17 protein-coding genes are annotated in these 20822 nt (G+C 39.5%); 16 read left to right on the forward strand and 1 reads right to left on the reverse strand.

Annotated elements, in window-relative coordinates:
• Positions 1 to 257 precede the first annotated feature (257 nt).
• The 9 genes from ftsE to HNQ85_RS07805 all read left to right on the forward strand — a co-directional run bounded on the left by ftsE (position 258) and on the right by HNQ85_RS07805 (position 11139).
• A complete protein-coding gene (ftsE, locus tag HNQ85_RS07765; protein WP_181537175.1) occupies positions 258 to 944 on the forward strand; it encodes a cell division ATP-binding protein FtsE in 687 nt (228 codons plus the stop codon).
• On the forward strand, positions 934 to 1827 hold the full coding sequence (gene ftsX / locus HNQ85_RS07770; RefSeq protein ID WP_181537176.1) for a permease-like cell division protein FtsX: 894 nt from the start codon (positions 934 to 936) through the stop codon (positions 1825 to 1827). The genes ftsE and ftsX overlap by 11 nt, the downstream gene beginning before the upstream one ends.
• Before the next feature lie 45 nt (positions 1828 to 1872).
• A complete protein-coding gene (locus tag HNQ85_RS07775; protein WP_181537404.1) occupies positions 1873 to 3165 on the forward strand; it encodes a murein hydrolase activator EnvC family protein in 1293 nt (430 codons plus the stop codon).
• A gap of 194 nt (positions 3166 to 3359) precedes the next feature.
• Positions 3360 to 3605 carry a hypothetical protein gene (locus HNQ85_RS07780; RefSeq protein ID WP_181537177.1) on the forward strand — a complete coding sequence of 82 codons (246 nt, stop codon included), beginning with the start codon at positions 3360 to 3362 and terminating at the stop codon, positions 3603 to 3605.
• Between the two features lie 162 nt (positions 3606 to 3767).
• Entirely contained in the window at positions 3768 to 4073 is a 306-nt protein-coding gene (locus HNQ85_RS17575) for a hypothetical protein (RefSeq protein ID WP_246326814.1), read from the forward strand.
• A gap of 125 nt (positions 4074 to 4198) precedes the next feature.
• On the forward strand, positions 4199 to 6301 hold the full coding sequence (locus tag HNQ85_RS17925) for an RHS repeat domain-containing protein (protein ID WP_181537178.1): 2103 nt from the start codon (positions 4199 to 4201) through the stop codon (positions 6299 to 6301).
• 480 nt (positions 6302 to 6781) lie between these two features.
• Positions 6782 to 7393, forward strand: coding sequence for a hypothetical protein (locus tag HNQ85_RS07795; RefSeq protein WP_181537179.1), 612 nt, complete (start codon positions 6782 to 6784; stop codon positions 7391 to 7393).
• 395 nt (positions 7394 to 7788) lie between these two features.
• Complete coding sequence (locus HNQ85_RS07800) at positions 7789 to 8589, forward strand: RHS repeat-associated core domain-containing protein (RefSeq protein WP_246326815.1); 801 nt, start codon at positions 7789 to 7791, stop codon at positions 8587 to 8589.
• Between the two features lie 1089 nt (positions 8590 to 9678).
• Positions 9679 to 11139, forward strand: a complete 1461-nt coding sequence (locus HNQ85_RS07805; protein ID WP_181537181.1) for a S41 family peptidase — start codon at positions 9679 to 9681, stop codon at positions 11137 to 11139.
• A 122-nt stretch (positions 11140 to 11261) separates the two neighbouring features.
• Here the strand turns inward: HNQ85_RS07805 and HNQ85_RS07810 are convergent, their stop codons facing one another.
• Positions 11262 to 11768: a MerR family transcriptional regulator gene (locus HNQ85_RS07810; RefSeq protein WP_181537182.1), complete on the reverse strand. Its 507-nt coding sequence runs from the start codon at positions 11766 to 11768 to the stop codon at positions 11262 to 11264.
• Positions 11769 to 12014: 246 nt separating this feature from the next.
• On the opposite strand from HNQ85_RS07810, the gene HNQ85_RS07815 reads away from it, so the two are divergent.
• From HNQ85_RS07815 to HNQ85_RS07845, 7 genes are all read left to right on the forward strand, one after another.
• Positions 12015 to 13199, forward strand: coding sequence for a PDZ domain-containing protein (locus HNQ85_RS07815; protein ID WP_181537405.1), 1185 nt, complete (start codon positions 12015 to 12017; stop codon positions 13197 to 13199).
• 151 nt (positions 13200 to 13350) lie between these two features.
• Positions 13351 to 13572, forward strand: a complete 222-nt coding sequence (locus HNQ85_RS07820) for a CsbA family protein (protein ID WP_181537183.1) — start codon at positions 13351 to 13353, stop codon at positions 13570 to 13572.
• A gap of 221 nt (positions 13573 to 13793) precedes the next feature.
• Positions 13794 to 15773 (forward strand): excinuclease ABC subunit UvrB, encoded by a 1980-nt coding sequence (uvrB, locus tag HNQ85_RS07825; RefSeq protein ID WP_181537184.1) that lies wholly within the window; start codon positions 13794 to 13796, stop codon positions 15771 to 15773.
• 10 nt (positions 15774 to 15783) lie between these two features.
• Positions 15784 to 18648, forward strand: coding sequence for an excinuclease ABC subunit UvrA (gene uvrA / locus HNQ85_RS07830; RefSeq protein WP_181537185.1), 2865 nt, complete (start codon positions 15784 to 15786; stop codon positions 18646 to 18648).
• Positions 18649 to 18734: 86 nt separating this feature from the next.
• Positions 18735 to 19061, forward strand: coding sequence for a DUF4870 domain-containing protein (locus HNQ85_RS07835; RefSeq protein ID WP_181537186.1), 327 nt, complete (start codon positions 18735 to 18737; stop codon positions 19059 to 19061).
• Between the two features lie 61 nt (positions 19062 to 19122).
• Entirely contained in the window at positions 19123 to 20232 is a 1110-nt protein-coding gene (locus tag HNQ85_RS07840) for a DUF4097 family beta strand repeat-containing protein (protein WP_181537187.1), read from the forward strand.
• Between the two features lie 84 nt (positions 20233 to 20316).
• The gene (locus HNQ85_RS07845; RefSeq protein ID WP_181537188.1) at positions 20317 to 20679 is read left to right on the forward strand and encodes a phage holin family protein; all 363 of its coding nucleotides are present in this window, start codon (positions 20317 to 20319) and stop codon (positions 20677 to 20679) included.
• The last annotated feature ends 143 nt before the right edge of the window (positions 20680 to 20822 follow it).

Consider the following 20822-nt stretch of genomic DNA (forward strand, 5'->3'; position numbering starts at 1 on the left):
AGTCCAAGCCCTTTGTTGTTGTGCCCTTATGCGCTTCTCTTTTCAAAGTTCCCCGATAGAATAAAGCTTCCGCTTATACTCCGATAATGGAAATACAGGTAGCTGTGTAATGTATTTGAAATATAAATGTAAAATAAATTGCCAGAAATAGTGCTATAATATCTTTCGTAGAATTTTGTATAATTGTTTCGAAAAATGGCGATAAATCGTTGAAATTCGAGTTTAACTATAAAGCTGAAAATAGATTAGGTGATAGCATGATAGAAATGCAGGATGTATATAAAACATATCCAAACGGCGTGATGGCTCTAAACGGTATCAACGTACGCATTAAGCAAGGCGAATTTGTGTATGTCGTTGGTCCAAGCGGTGCCGGAAAATCGACGTTTATTAAAATGATGTACCGCGAGGAAAAGCCAACGAGCGGTTCCATTATGATTAACGGTGTTAATCTTGCAAAGTTAAAAGATAGTAAAGTACCGTTACTGCGCAGACATATCGGTGTTGTTTTCCAAGATTTTAAATTACTTCCAAAGCTAACGGTTTATGAAAATGTCGCGTTTGCTTTAGAAGTAATTGAAGAATCGCCGAAAAACATTAAAAAGAGAGTCATGGAAGTATTGGATCTTGTCGGATTGAAGAATAAAGCGCGCTTTTATCCGGATGAATTGTCAGGCGGAGAGCAACAACGCGTATCCATTGCGCGTTCGATTGTGAATTCGCCTAAAATCGTTATTGCTGACGAACCGACAGGAAACTTAGACCCTGATACATCATGGGGAATTATGGATCTTTTTGAAGAGATTAATAACCGCGGCACGACAGTTGTGATGGCAACGCATAACCGCGAGATTGTTAACTCGATTAAGAAGCGTGTTATCGCGATTGAAAACGGCAAGATTGTGCGCGATGAAGCAAAGGGGGAATACGGTTATGACAGTTAACACCCTCAAGCGGCATTTGCGCGAAAGCATCAAAAGCCTTGGACGAAATGGCTGGATGACGTTTGCTTCTATCAGTGCCGTGACAGTGACGTTATTGCTTGTTGGTGTTTTTCTCATTGTTATGTTAAACATGAACAATTTTGCGAAAAAAATCGAAAGCGATGTAGAAATTCGTGTTCATATTGATGTGACGGCAACGCCAAAAGATAAAGAAGCTCTTAAGGCGCAAATTGAGGCGATTCCTGAAGTAAAGGAAATTACATATTCATCAAAGGAAGAAGAATTGAAAAATCTGATTAAAAGTTTTGGTGAAGAAGGTTCTTCTTTTAAACTATTCGAACAAGACAATCCATTAAGTGATGTATATGTCGTAAAAACTGCCAAACCGACCGATACGATCAAAGTGGCCAAAAAAATTGAAACATTTAAATTTGCTCACAAGGTCAAGTACGGACAAGGGCAGGTAGAGAAGCTGTTTAAAACGTTAAAAGTGGCGAGAAATATTGGATTGGGATTGATTCTCGGTTTGTTATTTACCGCTATGTTTTTAATCTCGAACACAATCAAAATTACGATTTTTGCGAGAAGAAAAGAAATAGAAATTATGAGATTAGTAGGAGCAACAAATGGCTTTATTCGCTGGCCGTTTTTCCTTGAAGGGTTATGGCTTGGCTTGTTAGGTGCGGTGATACCAATTACGTTACTATTATTCTCCTATTACAACCTTTATACCTTTTTAGAGCCGAAGCTAACGAATCCGTTCCTTCAATTGTTACCGTTTAGCCCGTTTGCATGGCAAGTTGCTGCGATCTTAGTCGCATTGGGGGCATGCATCGGTGTTTGGGGAAGTATGGTGTCTGTCCGGAGGTTTTTAAAAGTTTAAGAGAGAAAGAGAGAAAGGGGAAACGAGGCCGTGAAGCGCAAAATTATGACATTAGCGGTCGCTGCAGTTGTGGGGGTAACAAGCTTTACACCCAATCTAGCAAATGCAGTGAGCAATCGGGAAATTCAACAGAAGAAAAACGAACTTAATCACATTGAGTCGAAGCAATCATCCGTTAAAAAACAAATTAATGAAGCCAATCAAGAAATTAAGCGTCTGCAGGCCAATCAAGACAAGTTAACGGAAGAAATCAAAAAGTTAGACATGGCCGTATCGGAAACGAGCGGAAAAATTTATGAGAAGTCACAGCAAATCGAAAAGACAAAGCAAAACATTGAAGTGTTAAAACGGCAAATTGCCGAAGTTCAAGCCCGAATCGAAAAAAGAAATGAACTGCTTAAGCAACGTGTTCGTTCATTGCAGGAAAGTGGCGGAGTGATTAGCTATCTTGAAGTGTTGTTAGGCTCACAAAGCTTCAGTGATTTTATTGACCGTATCAGCGCAGTCACAACGATTTTTGAAGCGGACAAACAAATTATTAAGGAACAAGAAGCAGATAAAGCGCTGAAGGAAGCGAAAGAAAAGGAATTAACAACGAATCTGGCTAATCTTGAGAACGATTTAAAAGAATTGGAGCAGTTAAAGCAAAAGTTAAATGCGCAAATTTCTCAAAAAGAACAGTTGATGAAAAAACTCGAACATCAAGAAGAAGAGCTTCATGAGGACAAACTTGCGCTTAAGGAAGAACAAGAATTGTTAGAAAAGCAAGAAGCAGCGATGCGTTCACAGCTTCAGCAACTGATCGAAAGACAAAAAGCCGAAATACAAAAAGCAGAAAGTAGAAAAAGAAATGTAACAAGCAGTCAGCATGATTCAGGTCATGTTTCATCGACTACAAGCGATGCATCTTCTTCAGGTAATGTTCCGCCGGTTACAAGCGGCGCCTTTATGCGTCCAGCCAATGGCCCAGTTACATCAGAATTTGGTGCTCGCTGGGGTAAATTCCATTATGGAATCGACATTGGCAAACGTGGTTCCAGCGTGCCGGTCGTAGCAGCTGCGGATGGCTACGTGTTCCGTTCTTACTATTCGGATTCATACGGAAACGTGGTATTTATTACGCATGTCATTGATGGACAAGTATATACGACGGTTTATGCCCATTTAGAATCGCGCTTAGTAAGCGAAGGACAAACGGTAAGCAAAGGGCAAATGATTGGTTACATGGGCAACACAGGACGTTCCTTTGGCGCTCACCTTCACTTCGAAATTCACCGCGGCCCGTGGACTCCATCAAAATCAAACGCGGTGAATCCGCGGAACTATATTAATTTCTAAGCTTTGAGTAGTGACAAAAAAAGTTTTACAGAAACATACACAACTTGCCGATGATCATGTCGAAGCAAGTTGTGTATTTTTTTGGCAAGGTTTCAGTGCCGTTAGACTGTTGAAAAAAAATGAAAATGGAACTTGTTTTAACTATAATTTGATTTGAGATGGTAATACATAATGACAAGAATGGTCGAGGAAAGATGGGGTTAGTTTTATTTTCAATCGTTTTTATTTTAGTGGGTTTGTTTGTAATGTGGAAAGCTATTTTTGGTACTAAGAAAGAAGTTAAAGAGTTTAGTTCTGGAATACCAGCAGATTTTTCTGACTTTTTCTTAATGATTATTTATAAACTTTTCCCACCTATTTTAAGAAGGGTATTCCTATTTTTATTAGGATTAAGTATTGTAGTCGGGTTTATATATCTATTGTTTTTTTATAGGTCTTAACTTGCTAAATATTTATTTTATCATTCAACTAACGGTGCGATACTTCAACAAAGGGGTATCGCTTTTTGCTTATTGTGCTAACGGGGCAGATTGGTTGAAAAAGGAATAAAAGCTAAACAGGAAGAATAAGTAAATAAGAGTGAAGCTTTATGGGAGGTTGCGATGAAAAAACCTTTCTTATTTGTAATTCTCTTGGTTTTGATTTTGGTTGGATGTAATAATAAACACATTTTTCTTTCTGGGGAAGGTGAGAACTGGAAAGGAGAATACTCTGCAAATATCAATGGTAATAGGGAAGATGGGAATTACATTTTTGGTTATAAAAATGGAGAAAAGGATACTAAACGACGACGGATGAAGAAGGGAATCGAACAATCTATACTTATGATTCATTCAGCAATGTCAAAACCGAAACAGACTCAAGAGGAAATACGACCACTTATGATTACAATGAATACGGAGATTTAATAACTATTACAGATCCGAAGAACCAAAAAACCATTTTTACTTATGATGCATATGGAAATTTAAAAACAAAAAAGTATCCAAATGGTACGATTGAAGAGTATGATTATGATGACAAGGGCAACTATGTGAAAACAGTAACCGACCACCCAGCTGGTAATACAGTGACAACGATTACAGATGAAGTGGGAAATGTCACTAATTATATCGATGGAAAAGGGTATGAAACACAATTTAAATATAATCAGCAAAATCAGCTAGAGAAAGTAATAGATCCAAAATTGAATGAGACAACCTATCAATACGATGGCTCGGGAAATCTTACGAAGAGAATAAATGCAAAGGGTCATGTGACGGAATATAAATATAACGGAATGAATTTGTTAGAAAAGATTATTGATCCTTTAAACCATACTACATCGATAGAATATGATTTAAACGGAAATCGAAAAAAGTTGATCGCTCCTTCTGGAGATATGATCGAATACGACTATAATGAATTAAATCAATTAACAGATGTATATGTGAATGGGCTCAAGCAGTGGAGCTATTCGTATGACGAAAATGGAAATGTAGAGACGATTACTGATTCACAAGGACGTTTGAAGTCATATCACTATTATGACAACGGCTTACTTCAGCAAGTGGTTAATGGGAATCATACCATTAGCTATGGCTATGCAGGGAATGATTTCTTATCTTCCATCAATGTGGCAGTTGGAGATTCAACATTTTCACTAGAATTTACACCAAATAAGCTCAATCAACTTGAAACATTGATACGAAAGGATCAAACACTCAGCACACAAACACTTGCCACATTTGCTTATAACTCTTTAGGAGCGATTGAGTCGGTCAATCGTGGAAACGGAACATCTACAAGCAAAACGTTTGACCAAGCCAATCGTTTAGAAACCTTGACTAACAAATTGACGAATGGTACAGAATTAAATTCATATACGTATCACTATGATCGGAATAACAACATAGAAAATATTGTTACAAATCATGGTACCATTTCGTATCAATATGATGAGCTAAATCAATTAGTTCGTGAAACGTTGTTAGATGGTACCGTCATTAACTATGAATACGATTCAGTTGGAAACCGCACGAAAAAAATTGTCACCAAAGATGGAAACAGTACAACAACATCGTATTCATACAATAAGGCGAATCAATTAACAGAAGTAAATGGACAAGCGTACCAGTACGATGTTAACGGAAATTTAACGAATGACGGTGAGCGAACGTATATTTACGATGCATTTGACCAACTGATCGAAGTTCGCAATGCGTCTGGACAATGGATTGCGAAATTTACGTATGATGATAGTGGAAAACGCACAAGCATGACCACTGCCGATGGAACGATTTACTTCCATTATCATAAAGATAAAGTCATTTACGAAACAGATGAAAATAATAACATCATAGCGGAATACACTTGGGATCAAGAAGGCAACCCAGTATCCATGACGAAAAATGGCCAAACGTATTATTATCATTTGAACGGTCATGGAGATGTAGTCGCGTTAACCGACAGCAATGGAAATGTAGTCGCGGAGTATGAATATGATGCATGGGGAAATATCATAAGTCAAACTGGTCCATTGGCTTCTGAAAATCCGTATCGTTATGCGGGATATCGGTATGATGAGGAAACTGATCTATATTATTTAATGGCAAGATATTATAATCCTAAACACGGGAATTTTTTATCTTTAGATCCACATCCAGGAGTTTTAGATAATCCTATCACTCAAAATGGGTATACGTATGCGAATAATAATCCTGTGATGTATGTTGATCCAGATGGTAACCACCCAGTTCTCATAGCTTTAGCTGGTACCCTATTAAGATTTGCAGCACCATTAATTAAAAGTGCTATTAAAAAATATGGTTCAAAAGCTATTAATTTTGTAAGGGATAAGATATACAACTATGCAAAGAAGTTATTTAAAAGTTTAACTGACCGTTATAGGATTACTAGTAGTTCCAGCGCTGTTGTATTAATATTAGACAAAAAAAATAATAATAAGCGTGTATTTAGTCTTGATTATCACGATAACATTCCTCTTAAAAAAATAGGTAAGAAGGGGAAAGTGAAAAATATAGATGTATGGCATTATCATTTGAACGATGACAAGGTGCATTACGTATTTAGATGGTCTATTCCGAACGGATATACCTTGTATGAAACAAATTATTATTATAGATTGGTATGGTAATTGTGAGTTTTTACTTTAAATTCCTAAGGGATGAATATATCAATAGATATTGGGGAATTAGAGAAATAGCTTCCTGGACATGAAATATTTTATTACAAAAAAGCAAGAGGACATTAGTCTTCTTGCTTTTCCATGTGTGCCAGGTTCTAAGGAGAAAGTCCTTAACAGTGAAGGAAATTCTGCCCCTAATAGCACGGATCTCATATACGGCCAGATGACATTGCGATGAGTCTGCATGAAAAGATAAAGTATTGTTATGGTTTTCATGTCCCTTTCTCCAACTTTCAGGAACGAACGTAGATATTACATCGTCCGCATAACGTATGACTTAATGAATCTTCGTATAAGTACTTAGAAAGAGTAACATGACTATTCTCCTAATCAATAGGAATTTTACTGAGTCAGAAGAGAATGGACTATGTTTTAATCAAAATTTATAATTTTTTAAAATAATAATATTTGAACGAAAGGACGATAAAAATGAATATAGAAGTTGGTTATTTACCAAAAAAATACTATAGCTTAAATCCAGGTGGCTTTTTTCCATTCGCACTAGAAGGGCATGCTCCGTATGTTTTTTGTTTGGACGGATTTTACCTGCCAGATTGTAATGAAAACTTTTTACCAATTTGGATGAGGAATATAGATGCTTTCCCTCTTTATTTTTGTGCACAAATTAATTCGTATTGGAAAAAGGACTTTGAACATTCTTGTGAAAAATTCAATATCAATTACAGCTATTTAAATAGTGACCCAGATTTTACAGTATCAGTTACGGAAATTCAGAATGAATATCAATTTCGGAGTATTATACCTTTTTATCTTACACTATGCAATGAAATAGACTTAGTTTTATGGTCAACAAATAAGGATGTTTTTAGTGTTAAACAAAAAAAATGGTATGGGAATTGGGAAGGAAAAGTTTTAGAAACGTTAGTGGTCAGGTTAAAAACTGGTACAAGTATCTTTTGGATTGGCTATGACTGTACTAGCATTTCGGTTATTTCAAATAATTCATATTTCTCAACATATGAAAAGATAATTGAATCTTTTCCGGAATTTGTATATCCTAGAATTTGTGAGTACGAGTAATAGTACAGAGACTTTCTCGTCCCAAAGATATAATTTCCATTGCGATTTTTTATGATGAGTAATAAAGTTCCAGAATCCGTATACAGAGATTGAGATGTGGCATTACTACTCAATCTTCTGAAAGTAGCAGACATACGCCTCACTAATTCCATTCATCACATAAGAAAAGCAGATGAAGAAAAACGGTGTGTCATTCTTCATCTGCTTTTTTAGGACTTTTCGAACATCCTTGATTTCGTATGAAACAAGCCAAACGATAGGTGCATAACCTGAATATAGAAGGGTTAATTGCTATTACTATTTTTTATCCAATGCTAGTGGCTCTATCTAATTTATTAGACGTTCCCTTTCAGTATACTTTGCCGAGAAACTCTTTGATTTTTGGTGCCAGACACTTGTCAAATCATAGTATAAAACGCACAAGCATGACCACTGCCAATGGAACAATCTACTTCCATTACCACCAAGATAAAGTGATTTACGAAACGGATGAAAATAACAATATCATTGCAGAATATACATGGGATGATGAAGGTCACCCTGTTACGATGATTAAAAATGGACAAACGTATTACTATCATTTAAATGGTCACGGAGATGTGGTCGCGTTAACTGACAACAATGGAAATGTCGTGGCGGAGTATGAATATGATGCATGGGGGAATATCCTACATCAAACTGGTCCATTGGCTTCTGAAAACCCATATCGTTATGCAGGATATCGATATGATGAGGAAACTGGGTTATACTATCTCATGGCACGTTATTATGATGCAAATATTGGTCGATTTATTACAAGAGATACATTCCATGGATTTGAAGACGATCCAATAAGCCTAAATCAGTATGCTTATACACATAATAATCCTGTTATGTATATTGATCCAAGTGGACATTTAAGAATAATAGGCGTGAACTTAGCAGGCTCAATTTTAAATGTTGCTATCGGTGCTGCTGTTGGTGGTGGTCTTGGCGCAATTCAAGCTTTTATTATTAAAAAAGGAAAAGAAGCAGCGAAAAGACTGTTTTACAGGACTGTGGTCGACCGTCTAACTGCTTGGGGCGCTAAAAAATTAGCTTGGACTGTTGGCGTAGCTGTGAGCGTTGCGATGGACTATTATGACATAGGTACACGGATTGCAAAAGAAATTGATAAACGTGACCGAAATCCAAGAAATGGGTGGATTGATATTTAATGAAAAGTTGGTTGGACAACGTTGTTGTATTTATATGGGTGACTCTTTTTCTATATCTAGTCAATTTCTTTGAAATACCTAAAAACATTTACTATTTCCTAATAGGTGTTCCTTTAATTTTTGGGGGTGTATTTTTAATACTATATCTTTTTGAAAAAAGTGATAAAAATAAAACATAATTCTTAAAACCGTTTTACCTATTTCTTTAGTAAAAGGATGCCATCATGGGCTTCCCCCTGTCAGGAGGAAAGACAAAACCTTTTTTAGAAGAAAATAAACAAAACCTTACTCCGACCGGAGTAAGGTTTTGTTATTTAAAATTTATTACGTCGAGCCAATTCACGTTGTGGTTTTGTCGTATTTTGTTTTTCTCAAGGAATACCCTCCCATTATCTAGTTAAAATTCTTAACATTACCTTCGTATATAATTAGGTCTAATTACTAAACAAATATTTAAGAATTTAAGGTATAATTAAAAATAACAGTATTTATTAAGTAGGTTTTTTATTTGGAATCTTGATTACTCAATAAAATGTGTAGTTGAAAAATGAGAATTTCCTTTTAGTACAGTGTTGTATAAATATACAAATTTTAATTCCAAGTAAGTAGTCCGTTTTTAAAAGTTTTTGTCACAATCCGTTCAGAAAGAAATTCTTTTTAAAACTTTTTTGTATCTATACAAAAAATTAAGATAACCACCTCTTGGTCGATAAGGGGGGTTTTTGTTTTGAAAAAAGACCATTTGATGAGTATGTGTATACGATAGGCCATTTTGAAGATGAGGAAGGCTCTTCACTAATTACCATGAAAAGAAAAAGAATGACTTTATTAATAATGTACTGCCAAGACTAAAAAAAGATTGTCACTAACCTGGATATTAGCAGTTTATAATGCCTTGGCGCTTTGATTAATATAAATTAAGTGAAAATGTTTCTTAGTTGAGAAAATCAACATGAACGTGTAAACTAATAGTACATGCAGATTTTATACATATTGTGTACAAGCATTCCATATGATGATAGTAAAAGGCATCGCACGGCGCTTTGTGTGATGCCTTTCCTGTATGGCAAAGGGTGAGGAGGATGCATGGTGAGTAAAAAGACGACAGCAATATTAATGGCTTTATCCTTGATCGTGGGAGCAGGCGGTACATATGCCGGCATGCAGCTAGCTGAGAGCCAAGGTGGCGAGAACACGTTGATTGTTCAGCCGAAAGAAGCAATGGAAAAAGCGACAAGTGGCAACGAGAATGAAGATTTAGAAAAAATTGAGCAAGCCTATGAGCTTATTAAAAGCCGCTATGTTGAAAAAGTCGACGAAAAACAACTCATTGAGGGCGCGATTCAAGGAATGATTGAGACGCTCGATGATCCGTACTCCGTGTATATGGATAAAGAAACAGCCCATCAATTTAATGAGTCATTAGATTCTTCTTTTGAAGGAATTGGCGCCGAAGTCAGCATGGTCGACGGCAAGGTAACGATTGTCGCTCCGTTTAAAAACTCCCCGGCGGAAAAGGCGGGGTTAAAGCCGAACGACCAGATTATTAAAGTCAATGGCGAAAGCGTTGAAGGATTGGATTTGTATGAGGCAGTATTAAAAATTCGAGGCAAAAAAGGAACGAAGGTTGTTTTAGATGTGATTCGGCCAGGGGTAAAGGAAGTCATGAAAGTCGAAGTGGTTCGTGACGAAATCCCGGTTGAAACGGTGTACGATGATGTCAAAACGTATGAAGGCAAGAAAATCGGATATTTAGAAGTGACGTCATTTTCCGAAAATACCGCCCAAGATTTTAAAGAAAAGCTGGAAAAATTGGAGAATCAACGAATTGAAGGGTTAATTATTGATGTGCGCGGTAATCCGGGCGGATACTTGCAGAGTGTGGAGGACATTTTAAAAGAGTTTATTCCGAAAGATAAGCCTTATGTGCAAATTCAAGAGCGCGATGGCGACAAGCAGCGTTTCTTCTCCAACTTAACGGAGAAAAAGGACTATCCAGTTACCGTGCTTATTGATAATGGAAGTGCGTCTGCATCGGAAATTTTAGCGGGTGCGATGAAAGAAGCGGGTGGATATAAGCTTGTTGGAGAAACAACGTTTGGCAAAGGAACGGTGCAGCAAGCGGTGCCGATGGGCGATGGCAGCAACATTAAGTTGACGCTTTATAAATGGCTCACTCCTGATGGACACTGGATTCATAAAAAAGGAATCAAGCCGGATGTAGCTGTCAAACAGCCAGAGTATTTTTATGCTAATCCAATTAACTTTGAAAAAGAGCTTGTGTACGATATGAACAATGAGAAAATTAAAAGTGCTCAGCAAATGTTGAAAGGTCTTGGCTTCGACCCGGGACGTGAGGACGGCTATTTCAGTAAAGAAACAGTGGCGGCTGTGAAAGCATTCCAAAAGGCTAACAAACTTCCGGTTACCGGAAAAATCGATAAACAGACAGCAGGACTATTGGAAGCAAAAATTATTGAAGCTATACGCGATGAGCAAAATGATAAGCAGTTAAAAGCAGCGATGAAGCTGTTAGCGGAACAAAAGTAAGCGGTGCATTCCCGTTTTCTTAGATCATGCGGCTTACTGAGTGATGGAAAACAAAGGGGCAGGCTCCTCACATATAACAATGTGAGGAGCCTGCCCTTTTTGTTTTGCGAAAAATTAGGGAACTAGAATAGGCTAATAATTCGACTAAGCCCGCGACGTTTTGGCTTTTTTAATCGTTCTTGTTCAGCAGCGAGGTGGCGGTTGGCTTGTTCTAATTGGACGATGCGGCTTTCTAGCTTCTGAATATGTTCGACGAGTTCGTCGATTTCTTTACGGTGTTGTAAAACTTGAAATGAGACGACATCATCAGCTTTTTGTTCGAGTTTCCGTTCGACTGATTGGAGGCGTGCAGTCATTTCTTCAATATGGGGTTTCACATGTGTTTCAAAAATATCGTCCGGATATAATGTTTCTTTTGCGGTTGTTTCTATATCCATATCACTTTCTTCTTCTAAAGCAGCTCCCTGCTCAAATTTAATCTGCTCGAGAAGCGTGATTGTTTCTGCGTCAAATACATAATGGCCTGCTTCGTTTCTTGGGCATGGAATGTTATACTTTTTAATCCAACGTTGAACCGTTTTGGGTGACACACCGAGACGTTTTGCAACACTGCTCGTTTTCAATTCCATCTTCCTTCCCCCTTGATCGTATTAATTATATAATTTTACAAATAATAGCGATTTCCTTTGCCTTAGACAAAACTAGTGTTCGTTCGTCAGAAAAAGTGAAAACTAGTGTTTGTTTGTAGGAGTTTGACAAAATATGTTGGAAAAAAATAAATCATGGCAATAGGATTTGCCAAAGTGATTTGCTAGAATAGAAAATAGATTGAGAGAAACGTTTTAGCGAGATTGGTGGTGAGAGAAGTGGTTTCTATGTGGGTGTTGGAATGGTTAAAAGGGATCGGACGGATATTTACTCAACCGCTTTTTTATTACGGTATTTTCCTTGCGCTTTTTGTCGGCTGGCTGCGCGTGAAAAAAGAGCGGCGTCATTTTCATGTTCGCGTCTATCATTCGTTTCATGAAAGCAAATTTTTGTTTATAAGTGGCTTGTTGCCAGGACTCGTTCTGTCCATTTTCATGGTTGGCATCGGTTTTGTGTTTCCACTCGATACATTAACACTGCTTTCTGCGGCGACGATATTGCTTGGATTGACCTTGCAGCTTCGTTTATTGTCGCCTGCTTATACGGTAGGATTGACGTTTTTTTGTGCGAGTTTTTTAGTGAAATATGAAGGAACGAAGTCATTTTTTGAGAAGTATTTTGCCGGTCTTGCGAAGACGGATTTATCAGCGCTGGCGATTTTGTTAGGTATGCTTCTTTTTGTGGAAGCGTGGCTTATTTTGCGGAACGGTTCGGTGGCAACTTCTCCGCAATTGATGAAAAGTAAGCGTGGCTTATTCATCGGTGTTCATTGGGCAGAACGGCTTTGGTTTGTTCCGGTGCTGTTGCCGATTCCAGGAGAGGCGATTACATCCTTGTTTTCATGGTGGCCAGTCTTTTCTTTCAATGAACAGACGTATTCGTTTCTGCTTGTTCCGTTTTTAATCGGCTTTTCTCAGCGTGTTCAAGGCATGCATCCAAGCGATTCGGTCCGTCTGACGGGACAGCGCGTGCGGCTTTTGGCTCTTGCTGTTAGTATTTTAGCAATGGCGGGTTATTGGTATGCGCCGCTTGCGATTATTGCAGTGGCCGTCGCTTTTATCGGAAGAGAATGGATTGCTTTTTATCAGCGGTTTCAAGATGATTCACAATCCCCGTTTTTTTCCCAGCAAAAGCATGGGCTTGTTATTTTAGGCATTATTCCTCATTCTCCAGCGGAAAAAATGGCGCTTCAAGTCGGTGAAATCATTGTAAAGGCGAATGGAATTGCTGTGAAAACAGAGGCTGAATTTTACGAAGCGCTGCAGCGAAACCGGGCATTTTGCAAGCTGGAAGTATTAGATCGAAACGGGGAAATTCGCTTTGTGCAAGGAGCTTTATATGAAGACCAGCACCACGAGCTCGGACTGTTGTTTGTGCAAGACGAGAAAAAATGGGAATCTGAGGCCGTTTAATTAGGCGTAGGCTGATGAAAAGCGGTTTTAGGTGTGATACAATGGTTTTATAGTGATAAGGCTTCCTCGTTATTTAGTGAGGACGTGCTCATTGTTTACAAGCTCTCGCATCTATTAATGGAGAGGGTAGTTCATATAAGGAGTTTTTGTTATGTGGTTTATCATTGCCTTAATTGTTCCGGCGTTGTTAGTCATGTTATTTACGCGCGTGACGTATAGCTATTATGTTGGAACGCTATTAACGGTTGCGCTATTAGTTGCTTCTTACTTTAAAGGATATACAGATGAGCTGCATGAATTTATTGCTGATATCGTGTCATTGACAGTTGGATTTTTGTATTCGAAAAGAATGGTGGAAAAGATAAAGAAATGAGCAGAGTGTCTTCTAGTAAGGAAGGCGCTCTTTTTTTAGGCTTTATGAGTAATCATAGAGGTTAAGGTGATGGTTCCTCTCCTGAAACATAAAAATCAACGACATTGTTTAACGAAGTCTTTGGAAAAGGTTACGAATACCAGTTCGTATTTTTGTGTATTTTTCTTGTTAGTGTGGTAAAATGGAAGCATGATGATTTCGAATAGGAGTGTGTGTGTTTCGTGGGAGAACGTTTTGAGCTCGTTTCAAACTATAAGCCGCAGGGAGATCAGCCGAAAGCGATTCAAAAATTAGTAGAAGGCATTCGGAACGGAGTAAAGCATCAGACGTTATTAGGAGCAACGGGAACGGGAAAGACATTTACGATTTCGAACGTGATTAAAGAGGTAAACAAGCCAACGCTTGTTATTGCCCATAATAAGACGCTAGCTGGTCAGTTATACAGTGAGTTTAAAGAATTTTTCCCTAATAATGCGGTTGAATATTTTGTAAGTTACTATGATTACTATCAACCGGAAGCGTATGTACCGCAAACGGATACGTATATTGAAAAGGATGCTAGCATCAATGATGAGATTGATAAATTACGGCACTCAGCAACATCGGCGTTGTTTGAGCGAAGAGATGTTATCATCATTGCCAGCGTATCGTGTATTTATGGTTTAGGTTCACCGGAAGAATACCGCGAGCTTGTTGTTTCCTTACGTGTCGGCATGGAGATCGAGCGGGATCAGCTGCTGCGCCGTCTTGTCGATGTACAGTATGAGCGGAATGACATTGATTTTCAGCGCGGAACGTTCCGTGTGCGCGGCGATGTTGTTGAGATTTTTCCAGCTTCGCGCGATGAGCATTGCATTCGCGTTGAGTTTTTCGGCGATGAAATTGACCGGATTCGCGAAGTCGATGCTTTAACGGGAGAGATTATTGGAGAACGCGAACATGTGGCGATTTTTCCAGCCTCTCACTTCGTTACGCGCGATGAGAAAATGCAAATTGCGATTCAAAATATCGAAAAAGAATTAGAGGAACGGTTAAAAGAGCTGCGTGAACAAGGTAAATTGCTAGAGGCGCAGCGTTTGGAGCAAAGAACGCGCTACGACCTTGAAATGATGCGGGAAATGGGCTTTTGCTCAGGGATTGAAAACTATTCGCGTCATTTAACGTTGCGACCGCCTGGTTCAACACCATACACGCTTTTAGATTATTTTCCTGATGATTTTTTAATTGTGATTGACGAGTCGCATGTGACGATTCCACAAATTCGCGGGATGTACAATGGAGACCAAGCGCGTAAACAAGTACTTGTCGACCATGGCTTCCGTTTGCCGTCCGCGCTTGATAATCGTCCGTTGAAATTTGAAGAGTTTGAAGAGAAAATCAATCAAATTATTTACGTTTCAGCCACACCGGGACCATACGAGTTAGAGCATAGCCCTGAGGTTGTGGAACAAATTATCCGCCCGACAGGATTGTTAGATCCGACCATTGATGTCCGTCCAATTGAGGGACAAATCGATGATTTAATCGGTGAAATTCATGAGCGTATAAAGCGGAATGAACGGACGTTGGTCACTACTTTAACGAAGAAAATGGCGGAAGATTTAACGGATTATTTAAAAGAAATTGGTATTAAAGTGGCATACTTGCATTCAGAAATTAAGACGCTTGAGCGGATTGAAATTATCCGTGATTTGCGCATTGGCAAATATGATGTGTTAGTCGGTATTAACTTACTGAGGGAAGGATTGGATATTCCGGAAGTATCGCTTGTGGCGATTTTAGATGCGGACAAGGAAGGATTTTTACGCTCAGAGCGTTCGCTCATTCAGACGATTGGCCGTGCGGCACGTAATGCAAATGGTCATGTCATTATGTATGCGGATACGATTACCAAATCGATGGAAATTGCGATTAACGAAACGAAGCGCCGTCGTGCGATTCAAGAGGCATATAACAAAGAGCATGGCATTGTGCCGCAAACGGTGAAGAAAGAAATTCGGGATGTCATTCGTGCAACTTATGCGGCTGAAGAGCAAGAAACGTACGAAGCGAAGAAAGATTACAGCAAGCTGACGAAGAAAGAGCGTGAAAAGCTGATTGCCGACCTCGAGCGAGAAATGAAGGAAGCGGCAAAAGCGCTAGATTTCGAGAGAGCAGCCGAATTGCGCGATTTAATTTTAGAGTTAAAAGCGGAAGGATGATCGTAAGCTTATGGCGATGGATAAAATTATTGTTAAAGGAGCAAGAGCTCATAATTTAAAAAATATTGATATAGAAATTCCCCGCGATAAACTCGTTGTGGTGACGGGTTTATCGGGATCTGGAAAATCATCGCTTGCGTTTGATACGATTTACGCGGAAGGGCAGCGGCGCTACGTTGAATCGCTGTCTGCTTATGCGCGGCAATTTTTAGGGCAGATGGACAAGCCGGATGTCGATGCGATTGAAGGACTGTCTCCGGCGATTTCGATTGATCAAAAGACAACGAGCCGCAATCCGCGTTCAACAGTGGGGACGGTCACGGAAATTTACGACTATTTGCGCTTGTTGTTTGCCCGCGTCGGTCGTCCTGTTTGCCCGGAGCATGGCATTGAAATTACGTCACAAACCATTGAACAGATGGTTGATCGAATTTTAGAATATCCGGAGCGCACGAAAATTCAAATTCTTGCTCCTGTTGTATCAGGGCGCAAAGGAACGCATGTGAAAACATTGGAGGACATTAAAAAGCAAGGGTATGTGCGGGTACGTGTCGATGGAGAAATGCGTGAATTAACGGAAGAGATTGAACTTGAGAAAAATAAAAAACATTCGATTGAAGTCGTTGTTGACCGGATTGTTGTCAAAGAGGGCATTGAGGGGCGCTTGGCCGATTCGTTAGAGACGGCTTTAAAGCTTGCGGATGGTAAAGTCATTATCGATGTGATTGGACAAGAAGAGCTATTATTCAGCGAGCATCATGCCTGCCCATATTGCGGTTTTTCGATTGGGGAGTTGGAGCCGCGCATGTTTTCCTTTAACAGTCCGTATGGGGCATGTCCAGATTGCGATGGTTTAGGGTCGAAGTTAGAGGTGGATCCTGATCTAGTCATTCCAAACGATGAGTTAACGTTGCGTGAACATGCCATTGCGCCTTGGGAACCGCAAAGCTCGCAATATTATCCGCAGCTTTTAGAAGCGGTATGCAATCATTATGGCATTGATATGGATACGCCTGTCAAAGATTTGCCGAAGCATCAGCTTGATAAGATTTTATACGGCAGCAACGGGGAAAAAATTTATTTTCGCTATGAAAATGATTTCGGGCAAATTCGCGAAAACTATATTGAATTTGAGGGCGTCATTCGAAACGTAGAGCGCCGCTATCGCGAAACGAGCTCCGATTATATTCGCGAGCAAATGGAAAAGTACATGGCACAGCAGCCATGTCCGACATGTAAAGGAAACCGTTTGAAAAAAGAAAGCTTAGCTGTTTTTGTCGGCGGAAAGCATATTGGCGAAGTCACCGCTCTTTCTGTAACGGAAGCGCTCGAGTTCTTCCAAAACTTATCTTTGAGTGAAAAAGAAATGAAAATCGCCAATATGATTTTGCGTGAAATTATTGAGCGTCTTGGTTTCTTAAATAACGTTGGGCTTGATTATTTAACGCTAAGTCGTTCAGCTGGTACGCTTTCAGGTGGAGAAGCGCAGCGCATTCGTTTAGCAACGCAAATCGGTTCGCGTTTAACGGGAGTGCTGTACATTTTGGACGAGCCTTCCATCGGTCTGCATCAGCGTGATAATGACCGCTTGATTGCTACTTTAAAAAGTATGCGTGACATTGGCAATACGCTTATTGTTGTTGAACATGATGAAGATACGATGCTTGCAGCGGATTATTTGATTGATATTGGACCGGGAGCTGGCGTTCACGGCGGTCAAGTGGTTTCTGCGGGAACGCCGGAAGAAGTGATGAACGACCCGAACTCGTTAACAGGGCAATATTTGTCAGGGAAAAAATTTATTCCGCTTCCTGCGGAGCGCCGCAAGCCCGATGGACGTTGGCTTGAAATTGTCGGCGCGCGCGAAAATAATTTAAAAAATGTGTCTGTAAAAATTCCGCTCGGCACGTTCATTGCGGTTACGGGTGTATCGGGTTCCGGAAAAAGTACGCTTGTCAATGAGATTTTGCATAAGGCGTTGGCGCAAAAACTTCATCATGCAAAAGCGAAACCAGGTGAGCATAAAGCGATTAAAGGGATTGAGCATTTAGATAAAGTGATTGACATTGATCAATCTCCAATCGGCCGTACGCCGCGTTCGAATCCTGCCACATACACAGGCGTATTTGATGACATTCGCGAAGTGTTCGCATCGACGAACGAAGCGAAAGTGCGCGGCTATAAAAAAGGTCGTTTTAGCTTCAACGTCAAAGGCGGAAGATGTGAAGCTTGCCGCGGTGATGGAATTATTAAAATCGAAATGCATTTCTTGCCGGACGTTTACGTACCTTGTGAAGTGTGCCATGGCAAGCGCTATAACCGCGAAACGTTGGAAGTGAAATATAAAGATAAAAATATTGCTGAAGTGCTCGAAATGACGGTTGAAGATGCGTTGAAGTTTTTTGAAAACATCCCGAAAATTAAGCGGAAGCTTCAAACGATTTATGATGTCGGTTTAGGTTATATTAAATTGGGGCAGCCGGCGACGACCTTATCAGGCGGGGAGGCGCAGCGCGTGAAGCTGGCATCCGAATTGCATCGCCGTTCTACAGGCCGCACGCTCTATATTTTGGACGAGCCGACAACAGGATTACATGTCGATGACATCTCACGGTTGTTGAAAGTGCTTCAACGCTTAGTCGATAATGGCGATACGGTGCTTGTCATCGAGCATAATCTTGACGTGATTAAAACAGCCGACTACATTATCGATCTTGGTCCAGAAGGCGGCGATAAAGGCGGACAAATCGTCGCAACTGGAACGCCGGAAGAAGTCGCCGAAGTAGAAGGCTCTTACACGGGAAAATATTTAAAACCAATTTTAGAGCGTGACCGTGAGCGCATGAAAAAAAGATATGAAGCAACGAGCGTGTAATGCTCGGGCTTCGTATCTTTTTTTACTTTCCTAGAAACTTTTTATAGAAGGTTTCGTATATAAAAAACAAAAGGAGGAAAATAACAATGCATTCCAATAAAGTTCTGTCTTCTTTATGCTATTTCAGCGTCTTTTTTGCCGGGTTTATTTTCCCGATTATCGTTTATTTCGTAAGCGACCAGCACGATGTGAAGCAACATGCGAAAAAAGCATTTCTGTCGCATCTAATTCCATTCATTACAATTATTTTCTTTGGGATTATAGCTTTAACAGTTGGCGCGTTTAATCAAGCCGGATTTACTGATGCACTTCCGGGAATTGCATTTTTAGGCGTCATCATTGCCGGTATTATTAATTTCATCGTCATCATCTGGAATATCATAAAGGGAATTAAAGTATTAAAAGGGGTCTGACCCCCATTACGTTAACGCGGTAAAGTGGTGGGGGTCAGACCCCAAAAGGGAGGAAAGAAAGATGGAGGAAAGAAAGCGAATTTTAAAGATGGTAGAAGAGGGGAAGTTAACGGCGGAAGAAGCGCTTGTGCTGCTAGAGCAACTGGAGCAGGCAGAAAAGGAAGGAAAAGAAAAAGCGAATAAAATGATTACAGCTTTGTCAACGGATGTGCATTTTAAAGAAACGAAGCAAGAGACGTCTTCCGCGGTAAAATGGTCTTCCTTCAAAGAGAAGGTCCTCGACTTTCTTGACATGACTGTTAAAAAGTTAAAGGATTTTGATTTGGATTTTAACTTTGGTACTTATTTTGAGGTAAAGCATATTTTTCAGCAAAATAACGTTTCCTTCCGCACAATGGATATTCACATCGCCAATGGCAGTGTCAGACTTATTCCATGGAATGATTCAGATATTCGTATCGAGTGTGAGGCGAAAGTATATCGAGTCGACTCTGCTGAAGCGGCACGGCAGCTATTTTTACAAGATGTTCTTTTTACGGTAGACAATGGTCACTTGCGTTTTTCCATTCCAAAGCAGCAACTAAAAGTGCATGCGGTTATTTATCTTCCACAAGCAATCTATGATAGTGGAAACATTCGTTTGTTTAATGGAGAAATTCGTGGCGAAAAACTGCAAATAAAAAAGCTGCGTGCAAAAACAGCGAATGGTGCCATTATGTTTGAGCAGTTTCTAGGAGAAGAAGCAAGGTTGGAAACAGTGCATGGGGCTGTTACAATGACGAAAAGCTCGGTTCGTCAATTGGAAGTAGAAAATATTAACGGAGTTATTGATGTAAGTGGCAATTGTCATAAAATTAATTTACAAAGTTTTAGCGGTAGTGTCGTATGCGAGACAGAAAATGCAGATAGCGATACCATATTTATCAAAACTGTAGCAGGAAGTGTAAAGTTATTACTTCCAGCAAAAATGTCACTTGATGGAGAGTTAAAAACGAATATTGGCGGATTTTCATATGACTATCCGGGAATAACAATTATTGATGAAAAACATGAGACGATTCAAAAGTGGCTACGCTTTAAGGTAAATGGAGATGAAAAGAAGAGCACGCATCTTTATGTGGATACAAAAACAGGATCTATTTCATTAAAATCGATTGGAGATGGTGTGTAATGAACGAATTTTGCCATATTCAAGAAACCGACAAATTAGCCGGTATTGTCATAATTTCATCGAGAGCCGTGCCAAAGTAGACATATGATGAATTGGATTATTAGTATTTTCATCAATGCTCTTCTATTAATCGTTATAGCCGGCTATTTTGATTCATTTCATCTTGAAGGAGTTGGAGCTGCTCTTTTTGCAAGCGTCATCCTTTCCATTTTAAATATTTTTCTAAAGCCAATCTTAATTTTTTTGACATTACCAATTACCGTTTTATCGCTTGGGTTATTTTTGTTTGTCATTAACGCGATTACTTTAATGATAACATCTTCGATCATGGGAGATTCTTTTCAAATTGACGGATTTGGTACAGCTATCCTTGCATCCATCGTTCTTTCCTTTTTTCATTTGCTGATCCAAAAAGCGATTATTGAACCGTTGCAACGTAATCATTAAAACGTTCCCTCGTGAATTTAGTAGGGAACGTTCTTTTTTGGGGTCAGCCCCCCATCGCGTTAACGCGGTGAAGTGGTGGGGGTCAGACCCCCATTCAAACAATTGGGGAAAAGTGCTACAATGGTAAAAGATGAAAAGGGGGG

Source organism: [Anoxybacillus] calidus (assembly GCF_013760845.1).
Taxonomy (GTDB): domain Bacteria; phylum Bacillota; class Bacilli; order Bacillales; family Anoxybacillaceae; genus Paranoxybacillus; species Paranoxybacillus calidus.